This is a genomic window from Flavobacterium magnum (assembly GCF_003055625.1).
GTDB classification, from domain to species: Bacteria; Bacteroidota; Bacteroidia; order Flavobacteriales; family Flavobacteriaceae; genus Flavobacterium; species Flavobacterium magnum.
Map to the genome: position 1 here is coordinate 66808 of NZ_CP028811.1, position 11693 is coordinate 78500.

Genomic DNA, 11693 nt, shown 5'->3' on the forward strand with positions numbered 1-11693 from the left:
GTTGCAGGATTGTATGATCCGACAGAAGCAACAGACGATACATAAGTATATCCGGAAGGAAGCAGGTCATTGACAATCACACCGGTTGAATCACTCGGCCCATCGTTCTCGGCAAGGATATTAAATGTAATGGTATTCCCGGTCGCCGGATTAGGGTTATCGACGGTTTTCGTCACTTTCCTATCAGATTGCGGAACAGGAATTGTAGATTCTGAATCCGAATTATTTCCTGGAGTAGGATCATTCTCGGTACCTGTGATGCTCGCAGCGTTGTTGTAATTACCCGTAGCGTTCACCGAAACAGTAATATCTAATGTCTCAGAACCGCCACTGGCCAATGTTCCGATTGTCCATACACCTGTGCCTGGGTTGTAACTTCCTAACGAAGCATTCGATGACACGAACGTGTAACCTGTAGGCAGCACATCGGTAACCGTTGTATTGGTTGAAGCGCTAAGCCCCGCATTTGAAGCAGTAAGTGTAAAGGTGACCGTACTTCCTACGTTTGGAGTAGGATTGTTTACTGATTTTACCAGACTTCTGTCAGCCTGTGGGACAGGAACCGGTGTATTTGTAGAAGAGTTATTTCCACCATCATTATCCGGAAGCGTTCCGGACACAGTAGCCGTGTTGCCATATGATCCTGAACCAAGTACAGCGGCGACAACATCTAACGTGGCACTGCTGCCGGCATTAAGATTACCAATTGCCCAAACTCCGGTACCGTTATTATATGTTCCGACAGATGGATTGGCACTCACGAAAGCATATCCTGTAGGGAGGTTATCTGTAACCTGAACGCCGGTTGCATTACTGAAGCCAATTGCATTGGCAACCGTAATAGTAAAAGTGACGTTAGAGCCCACATCCGGAGTAGGATTATCCACACCCTTAACGACACTCAACTCAGTAGCTGCCGTTGGTGTCGGTTGATTGGAACCTGTATTGTTTCCGTTGTTTGCGTCCGGTGGCGTCACAGACGATAAGCTTGCAGTATTCAAGTAGTTTCCGCTGCCTAATACAGTGCCTACGATATCTAAAGAAGCGGAAGCGCCCGCGTTGAGATTTCCAATGGTCCACAATCCGCTGCCACTATTATAAGTTCCGACAGATGGGTTTGAACTTACAAAGACATAACCCGTCGGAAGCAAATCCGTAATGGTCAAGCCCGTCGCATCAGAATATCCTAAAGCATTAGAGGCCGTAACGGTAAAGGTCACATTGGTGCCGACTGCAGGAGTTGCATTGTCGACGATCTTAACAACATTGATCTCCGATTGAGCCGTTGGTGTTGGCGTACTTGTTGACGAGTTGTTTCCAGGAACATCATCCTGAGGTGTCGTCGTCGTAAGTGAAGCGGTGTTGGCATACACGCCCGCTCCAAGAACAGTGGCGACAATGTCCAGACTCGCTGTGTTTCCGGCGGCAAGGTTACCAATAGTCCAGATTCCTGTTCCATTATTATACGAACCAACTGAAGGGTTAGCGCTGACATAGGCGTAACCTGTTGGAAGAATATCGGTTACAGTAACACCTGTAGCGTTACTGAAATTTGCATCGTTTGATGCCGTTATCGTAAATGTTATGTTTGAGCCGACAGCAGGCGTAGGCGTACTCGGAGATTTTGCAATCGAAATCTCAGCGCGTGGTGATGGTGTCGGGGTGTTGCTGCCCGTGTTGTTCCCCGGTACCGCATCAGGGGGTGTCGAGGTGGTCAGCGAGGCCGTGTTCAGGTAGACACCCGATCCACGTACCGTGGCAACAATCTGTAAGGTCGCATTTGATCCTGCGTTCAGGTTCCCGATGTTCCAGATACCCGTACCGCTGTTATAAGTTCCTGTCGATGGTGTCGAGCTTACAAAGGTATAGCCCGTCGGCAGCAGGTCGGTTACCGTTACCCCGGTAGCATTGCTGTAGGCAGCGCTGTTGGCGGCCGTAACCGTGAAGGTCACGTTCGTACCCACGTTCGGTGTGGCATTGTCAACTCCCTTGGTGATGGCAATCTCAGCCTGGGCCGTAGGGGTTGGCGTGTTGGTCGATGTGTTGTTTCCAGGGACATCATCCTGTGGTGTTGTAGTGGTAAGGGAAGCGGTGTTGGCATACACTCCTGATCCGCGTACCGTAGCAACGATCTGAAGCGTTGCATTCGAGCCGGCATTCAGGTTGCCGACGTTCCAGATCCCCGTACCATTGTTGTATGTTCCTGTCGATGGCGTAGCGCTTACAAAAGTGTAACCCGTCGGAAGCAGGTCGGTTACCGTTACGCCGGTGGCATTGCTGAACGCCGCATTGTTTGCTGCGGTAACGGTGAAGGTAACGTTAGACCCTACGCTTGGTGTGGCGTTGTCAACCCCTTTGGTGATGGCAATCTCAGCGCGTGGTGATGGTGTCGGGGTGTTGCTGCCCGTGTTGTTCCCCGGTACCGCATCAGGTGGTGTCGAGGTGGTCAGCGAGGCCGTGTTCAGGTAGACACCCGATCCACGTACCGTAGCAACGATCTGTAAGGTCGCATTAGATCCTGCGTTCAGGTTGCCGATGTTCCAGATACCCGTACCGCTGTTATAAGTTCCTGTCGATGGTGTCGAGCTTACAAAGGTATAGCCCGTCGGCAGCAGGTCGGTTACCGTTACCCCGGTAGCATTGCTGTAGGCAGCGCTGTTGGCGGCCGTAACCGTGAAGGTCACGTTCGTACCCACATTCGGTGTGGCGTTGTCAACTCCCTTGGTGATGGCGATCTCTGCCTGGGCCGTAGGGGTTGGCGTATTGGTCGATGTGTTGTTTCCAGGGACATCATCCTGTGGTGTTGTCGTGGTGAGGGAAGCGGTGTTGGCATACACTCCTGATCCGCGTACCGTAGCAACGATCTGAAGCGTTGCATTCGATCCGGCATTCAGGTTGCCGATGTTCCAGATCCCCGTACCATTGTTGTAGGTTCCTGTCGATGGCGTAGCGCTTACAAAAGTGTAACCCGTCGGAAGCAGGTCGGTTACCGTTACGCCGGTGGCATTGCTGAACGCCGCATTGTTTGCTGCGGTAACGGTGAAAGTAACGTTAGACCCTACGCTTGGTGTGGCGTTGTCAACCCCTTTGGTGATGGCAATCTCAGCGCGTGGTGATGGTGTCGGGGTGTTGCTGCCCGTATTGTTCCCCGGTACCGCATCAGGTGGTGTCGAGGTGGTCAGTGAGGCCGTGTTCAGGTAGACACCCGATCCACGTACCGTGGCAACAATCTGTAAGGTCGCATTAGAACCTGCGTTCAGGTTGCCGATGTTCCAGATACCTGTACCGCTGTTATAAGTTCCTGTCGATGGTGTCGAGCTTACAAAGGTATAACCCGTCGGCAGCAGGTCGGTTACCGTAACTCCTGTTGCGTTGCTGTAGGCAGCGCTGTTGGCGGCCGTAACCGTGAAGGTCACGTTCGTACCCACGTTCGGTGTGGCATTGTCAACTCCCTTGGTGATGGCGATCTCTGCCTGGGCCGTAGGGGTTGGCGTGTTGGTCGATGTGTTGTTTCCAGGGACATCATCCTGTGGTGTTGTCGTGGTAAGGGAAGCGGTGTTGGCATACACTCCTGATCCGCGTACCGTAGCAACGATCTGAAGCGTTGCATTCGAGCCGGCATTCAGGTTGCCGATGTTCCAGATCCCCGTACCATTGTTGTAGGTTCCTGTCGATGGCGTAGCGCTTACAAAAGTGTAACCCGTCGGAAGCAGGTCGGTTACCGTTACGCCGGTGGCATTGCTGAATGCCGCATTGTTTGCTGCGGTAACGGTGAAGGTAACGTTAGACCCTACGCTTGGTGTGGCGTTGTCAACCCCTTTGGTGATGGCAATCTCAGCGCGTGGTGATGGTGTCGGGGTGTTGCTGCCCGTGTTGTTCCCCGGTACCGCATCAGGCGGTGTCGAGGTGGTCAGTGAGGCCGTGTTCAGGTAGACACCCGATCCACGTACCGTGGCAACAATCTGTAAGGTCGCATTAGATCCTGCGTTCAGGTTGCCGATGTTCCAGATACCTGTACCGCTGTTATAAGTTCCTGTCGATGGTGTCGAGCTTACAAAGGTATAGCCCGTCGGCAGCAGGTCGGTTACCGTTACCCCGGTAGCATTGCTGTAGGCAGCGCTGTTGGCCGCCGTAACCGTGAAGGTCACGTTCGTACCCACGTTCGGGGTGGCGTTGTCAACTCCCTTGGTGATGGCGATCTCAGCCTGGGCCGTAGGGGTTGGCGTGTTGGTCGATGTGTTGTTTCCAGGGACATCATCCTGTGGTGTTGTCGTGGTAAGGGAAGCGGTGTTGGCATACACTCCTGATCCGCGTACCGTAGCAACGATCTGAAGCGTTGCATTCGAGCCGGCATTCAGGTTGCCGATGTTCCAGATCCCCGTACCATTGTTGTAGGTTCCTGTCGATGGCGTAGCGCTTACAAAAGTGTAACCCGTCGGAAGCAGGTCGGTTACCGTTACGCCGGTGGCATTGCTGAACGCCGCATTGTTTGCTGCGGTAACGGTGAAAGTAACGTTAGACCCTACGCTTGGTGTGGCGTTGTCAACCCCTTTGGTGATGGCAATCTCAGCGCGTGGTGATGGTGTCGGGGTGTTGCTGCCCGTGTTGTTCCCCGGTACCGCATCAGGCGGTGTCGAGGTGGTCAGTGAGGCCGTGTTCAGGTAGACACCCGATCCACGTACCGTGGCAACAATCTGTAAGGTTGCATTAGATCCCGCGTTCAGGTTGCCGATGTTCCAGATACCTGTTCCGCTGTTATAAGTTCCTGTCGATGGTGTCGAGCTTACAAAGGTATAGCCCGTCGGCAGCAGGTCGGTTACCGTAACTCCTGTTGCGTTGCTGTAGGCAGCGCTGTTGGCGGCCGTAACCGTGAAGGTCACGTTCGTACCCACATTCGGGGTTGCATTGTCAACTCCCTTGGTGATGGCGATCTCTGCCTGGGCCGTAGGGGTTGGCGTGTTGGTCGATGTGTTGTTTCCAGGGACATCATCCTGTGGTGTTGTAGTGGTGAGGGAAGCGGTGTTGGCATACACTCCTGATCCGCGTACCGTAGCAACGATCTGAAGCGTTGCATTCGATCCGGCATTCAGGTTGCCGATGTTCCAGATCCCTGTACCATTGTTGTATGTTCCTGTCGATGGCGTAGCGCTTACAAAGGTGTAACCCGTCGGAAGCAGGTCGGTTACCGTTACGCCGGTGGCATTGCTGAATGCCGCATTGTTTGCTGCGGTAACGGTGAAGGTAACGTTAGACCCTACGCTTGGTGTGGCGTTGTCAACCCCTTTGGTGATGGCAATCTCAGCGCGTGGTGATGGTGTCGGGGTGTTGCTGCCCGTGTTGTTCCCCGGTACCGCATCAGGTGGTGTCGAGGTGGTCAGCGAGGCCGTGTTCAGGTAGACACCCGATCCACGTACCGTGGCAACAATCTGTAAGGTCGCATTAGATCCCGCGTTCAGGTTGCCGATGTTCCAGATACCTGTTCCGCTGTTATAAGTTCCTGTCGATGGTGTCGAGCTTACGAAGGTATAGCCCGTCGGCAGCAGGTCGGTTACCGTAACTCCTGTTGCGTTGCTGTAGGCAGCGCTGTTGGCGGCGGTAACCGTGAAGGTCACGTTCGTACCCACGTTCGGGGTGGCATTGTCAACTCCCTTGGTGATGGCGATCTCTGCCTGGGCCGTAGGGGTTGGCGTATTGGTTTGAGAATCATTGACATTATTCGCATCAGTTGGAGTGACGGTTGTCAGCGACGCAGTGTTCGCGTAAGTTCCTGTTCCGCGGACGGTGGCCACGATCTGTAAGGTCGCATTGGATCCCGCGTTCAGGTTGCCGATGTTCCAAACTCCGGTACCATTATTATAAGTACCCACAGACGGCGTTGCGCTTACAAAGGTGTAACCGGATGGCAATAAATCCGTAATCGTCAAACCGGTAGCATTGGTATAATTTACAGCGTTGGCGGCGGTAATGGTAAACGTCACATTGGATCCGACGCTTGGGGTTGCATTATTTACCCCTTTAGTAACGCTAATGTCACTTCGCGGAGAAGGAGTTGGCGTGTTTGTCTGTGAATTATTTCCAGGCACATCATCCTGCGGTGTGGTGGCTGTAAGAGATGCGGTATTTCCGTATGTGCCCGTGGCCAATACCGTTGCCACGATTTGCAATGTAGCACTGCTTCCTGAGTTCAATGTACCTAAAGTCCATAACCCGGTACCATTATTATATGTTCCAACAGATGGTGTAGCACTTACAAAAGTGTAACCCGTCGGCAGAAGGTCAGTAACGGTAACTCCTGTAGCGTTGCTGAAATTCGCATTGTTCGCCGCGGTTACAGTAAAAGTGACATTCGATCCCACATTTGGTGTAGGGTTGCTTACGCCTTTAGTGATGCTGATATCTACGCGTGGCGATGGCGTCGTCGTGATGCTGGCCGAATCATTGCCGTTAACAATATCAGAAGGTGTAGTGGCGGTAACGCTCGCAGTATTCAGATAAGTTCCGCTGCCCCTGACCGTAGCGACAATTTGCAAAGTGGCGCTGCTTCCAGCGTTAAGGTTGCCAATATTCCATGCGCCGGTACCATTATTATATGTACCCACGGAAGGCGTAGCGCTTACGAAAGTATATCCTGACGTAAGCAAATCAGTCACCGTAACACCCGTCGCATTCGTGTAACCGGCCGCATTGGCTGCAGTCACTGTAAACGTGACGTTCGTACCAACATTAGGCGTGCCATTGCTGACACCTTTGGTTACGCTGATCTCTGAATGGGGTACAGGAACCGGCGTACTCACTGCGGTATTATTTCCTGTTGTCTGATCCAACTCATTTCCTGAAATTGTAGCAGTATTTGAATACGTTCCCGTCGCAAGAACGGTAGCGGTGATGGTCAATGTGCGGACTTGTGCGTTAGTCATATTGCCAATTGTCCAGACTCCGGTACCGGGATTATAGGATCCGATAGACGGCGAGGCCGAAACCAATGAATATCCGGACGGCAATAAATCATTTACGATTACGCCTGTTGCTGCACCCGGGCCATTGTTAGTAGCCGTAACGGTGAAGGTAACATTTTCACCTACATTAGGTGTTGCATTGTTCACTCCTTTCGTGACTGCCAAATCTGTCGAAACTACAATTCCGAAATTTTTCGAACAGGACGCTGCACCTGCACCGGTAAAATTCACCGGATAGGATGTAGGCGCAGAAGTCTGCACATAAGTAGCCGGAAGTGGTGTCGCCAGCCTTACGTTATAGTTTGCAGCAGTATAATTGGTGTACGCAATTTGTACGTTATCAAATGTAACGGTATCCGTGGCATCGCCTGAAGTACATTGAAAACGTATGGTTGTCGTTGCAGAGATGAATGCAGAAATATCAAAAGATCCTGTTCCAGGTGTAGTGCTGGCACTCGTATACGTAGCCAATGTGGTGAAAGGACCTCCTGCCGAAGTTGCTACAGAAACGACAATGGCATCGCCCGCTTCAAGCGAGGCGGTTGTATAAGCGTAAGTAAGCGTCGCGACTTCAAATCCATTCATGTTCGCAGTCCTCGTAGCACCTTTGTTTACGTTCCTGATGCGGAGTCCGGCGGCAACTACCTGTATATCACCGGCGGCAAAACCGTCGGCCTCACCTAGCTCAGTCCAGTTTCCTGCCCAGGCAGTTGTACCGTTGCTTCCGGTACCGTTTCCAACGGTATTGAAGCTGTCAAGGAATGTGCCGTTTGTGGATGGTGGCGTAATCGTAAATTGGTATCCGCCTCCACTTGTCGTGGCTACAGTTTGGTTGATGGTTTCGCCTCCATCAATCACGCCGTTATTGTTAGGATCGTTGTAGAGGTTTACTGAAACACTCTGAATACCGGACTCGCCTACGTTGCGGGCACCATTCTTATTGGTGTCATTATACACAAGACCTGCAACGACGTTTTGCCCAGGGATTGAGGCACAGGCTACTGCCAATGTTACGGTCGCTGTTGAACATACCGTCGGGTCGTCAGCGCTGCAGACATTATATTGGAATGAATCCGCACCGGTATAACCACTGTTCGGCGTATAGGTTATCGTACCGTCAGGATTTACTGTAACTACACCATTTGTCGGGTTGGAAATGATAGTGACAGACGATGTGTTTGGCATACCCGGAGTGTCGTTCGCAAGGACATTCAGCGTCTGCGGTACATCGGTTACTATATTAAAGGAGTCGGCAACCGCAGTCAAATGCGCAATCACCCCAAGGAAATTGTTTTTGAAGCACGTTCCCAATCCACTGTTTATTGTTACGCCATAGCTGTTGAGATTGGAGTTTGTAAACCTACCTCCCGTACCGCTCACATCCTGGCTTACGATATAACAGGCCGTGTTGACCGCGTAGGTCACCTGCACATCATCAACATAAAGGAAATCCGCGTTGTCGTTCAGGTTTGTAGATGTAAACGCTATTGAATTCACGCCATTGGCATTGAAATTCGCAGGCGGTATTGTAATGGTGACACTGGTGTAGGCCGGGTCGGTTGTAACAAGCCTGTTAATCGTCTGCAATATGGTTCCATTTACAGAGACAGTGTAACTTTCTGTCGCTTCGAGGGCATCCCTTCTATAACGGAACGAAAGCGTCGCTTGTATGGCATTTGCAAAAGTAACTGTTCTTGTCGCCGTCTTGTTGGCACCGTTCAAGATCAGCACATTAGAGAAACCGGCGGCCGGATCAGGTCCGATACTCGTAGGCGACACTGTAATGTCGTTGGTTCCTGCACCTGATTCTACCCAGTTCGACGTCCAGTTGATCGTACCGTCATTACCGTTCGCGGCAGCTGGTTCGAAATCATCTTTCGCATAAAATCCGGGAACTACACTGAATTCGTAGTTTCCGGATAAATCTGAAGTAGTGGTTTGCAGCAGCGGGTCTGTACCGACATTGACTGTACCATTACAGTTTGCATCGTAGTACAGGTTGACCGGTATGGCGTCTATTAATTTCTCTCCCACAGTGTAAGCGCTGTCGTCAGGCAACTGTTCGACAAATACCTTTCCGGTAATCAGCGCTTCAGATGCTTTGGCGTTACATGATGTAATCTTAATGGTAACCAAAGCATCATCGCAGGTATTCACATATTCTTTGGAACATACCTGATACCTGAAGGTATCGGTCGCCGGCGTAGGAATACCCACGTTCAGGTTCGGCGTATATGTTATGGTTCCATTTGCGTTTACCTGAACAGTACCCTGGGTCGGCTGCGTAAGTATGATCACTGACGACGGATTCACTGTGGCGAGAAAACCGGCATCATTACTCAACACCCCTACTATAATAGGTGTATTGGGTTCGGTCACCTCGTTGTCGTCGTTGGCGATGATCAGATTAGTCAAACACTTAGGCTGCATCACCGTACCTACGTCGAGCGCAGGACTGGCAGTACTTGCGGTGCTCGCGTCCTCTCCGTACACGGCAGCAAAAGGTGTGCCGTCGCAGGTAAAGAGTGCCATACCGCCCTGGTTGCCGCTGGGGTTCAGGATCCGTTGACCTTGTAACGCAGTCAGCGGGAACTGCACGTTGTAGGGCACACCACACGGACTCAGGAACGGACCTGTGGCTGTCAGGTCACCATCGTATTTTGCATACACGATGGTATTGGCCGTCGGCGTGACCCAAATCGGGTTGTAGTTGGTTCCCGCGGCGTTGTTAAGCGATCCCGGCGCCCAGGCAATACTTGTAAAATTCGTCAGCCTTTCTGACGCAATCAACGAGATGGCCCAGTCGTAGTTTGATCCGGCCGCGTCATCGTCCATAATCTGGATGGCGGTGAAGGCGTCTCCTGTGGTACTTACGAAATGGTAACCGGTACCTAAATCTGTAAGCGACACCACGGCAGATCCTTTGGCAGGGATAACAACAGATGAAAACGCAGGCGTGGTTCCGCTGTTGTAATTTACTGTGTTGGCCGTGTTCAACGGGTTGTACATGTGAACTTTCGTCGGTGCCGTACGCGGAGGTCCGTCATTACGGGTTTCCGAAACCGGCGTATAATATTCATCCCCATAGAACAGGGATTGGAAAATATTGATGTTACGTGTACCGAAGTTATCCAGTCCACCAAACAACACGTCAACACCAACAGGGAAATTGGAAGTCAGGGTAGCTCCCGCTTTGATATCCGTCGCGTTATTAATAAAGGTAGCCTTGGTGGCATTATCCACTCCGGTCGATGCGCCGGCCGCCCCATCGTAAAACCATACCTCGCCCTCATTGAGGTTCTGCGTGGCGTCGATGGAACCGTTTCCGTCGTAATCAAGACTGACCACGGTTCCGTTTTGCTGCGCCCTGACAAATAAAGCGGTGTAGCTGAAAGCAGGCGAGGTTGCCGCCTGGTCCTCACCGAATCCGATTACGAACAGCGTCCCGAAACGGGTCGTGTCATACACATCGGATTTCGCGAGCTGTAAGGCAAACTGTCCGTTGTCGCCCGTAACCTTCGACACAGCGATATCATTCGTACTGTATAATTTATCCTTTCCATCATAATGTATGTCGGTGATCGGAGGGGTATTCCCCCTGTTGGCGGTTCCGTAAGCAAAGAAATCATCCAATACGATACTGGCCCCTCCTGGAAGTATGTCCGTGGGGTATCCGGGAGCGACGCCGTTATTGAGGTTTCCGTCACCCCAAACCTGAGTCGTTGACTGGACAGGATTGGAGATATCGGCTTCATAACCATCTTCCCATTGATCGTAAGTAAGAATAACATTAGGATACGGGCTCTTGATACTGGTAACGTTCCTTACTCCGTTACCTAGTGAATTGGTTCCCGCCTGGTTTGATGCCCTCCTGAATGCATCCCAAAGATTGGCTTCGGGGAAAGGCATGTAATACGTCTTGGCCCTGTTGGCTTCAAGACACGGATCCTGAAAAGTCGGATTCACCGTGATGTTCACATCGGCGGTGTCACACAATGGCGTCGGCACGGTGTTGTCACATACACGGTAGGTGTATTGGTCAGAACCGACATAGTTACCATTCGGGAGGTAAGTGATGTTTCCATTGGCTCCAACCTGCAACGTACCTTGGGCAGGCTGCACGATGATAACAATCGATGCCGGGTTGACGTTTCCGGTATCATTTGCCAGCACATTCACGGAGACGGTTTTACCCTGCGATGTGGTTATGTTATCGTCAACAGCAACAACCTGTGCATTGGCATGGCTGCCAAGTAACAGCAAGGCTGTCGATGCCAATGTAAAAATTACGCTTTTGAATTGTAGAGCTCTTTTCATAAAGAATATATTTTGTAAGGAAATATAACTATGTAAATGGTAAACTAACTTTAATAAATATTGCAGTAAGGCGGCAAGCCTTCCTGCATCTGATATACGCTATGATAAATTTCAGGCCCAAAGATAAAAGGCGTACACACTCAAAATAAACCTCCGCAAAAAGTTAAAAATAACTTAACGCCCAGATAATTCGAATACATACGAAATGGATCCGTCAATGGATTTACCCTTTGAGAACCCGTCCTATCAGCATTGAACTTTATTTTTTTCAACAAATAAATGTTAATAATATGCAAATGTCAACAAAAAAATTCAGACAAAAGAAATCTTAAAAAAAATGATTTGTAGAATTATTACTACGAAGCAAAGTTCCGAATAGTAAAGTGTTTAGGCAAAAAAATGAGGTGAAAGCAGGACAGT

The 11693-nt window shown here is 50.9% G+C and carries 1 protein-coding gene (running past one end of the window); it reads right to left on the bottom strand.

The features are described 5' to 3' along the window. Positions 1-11273, bottom strand: the 5' end (the start) of a protein-coding gene (locus HYN48_RS00145; RefSeq protein ID WP_108369209.1) for an Ig-like domain-containing protein. It extends 36238 nt beyond the left edge of the window; the window shows 11273 of its 47511 coding nt (coding positions 1-11273); its start codon is at positions 11271-11273; the stop codon falls past the left edge of the window. Positions 11274-11693: the final 420 nt, after the last annotated feature.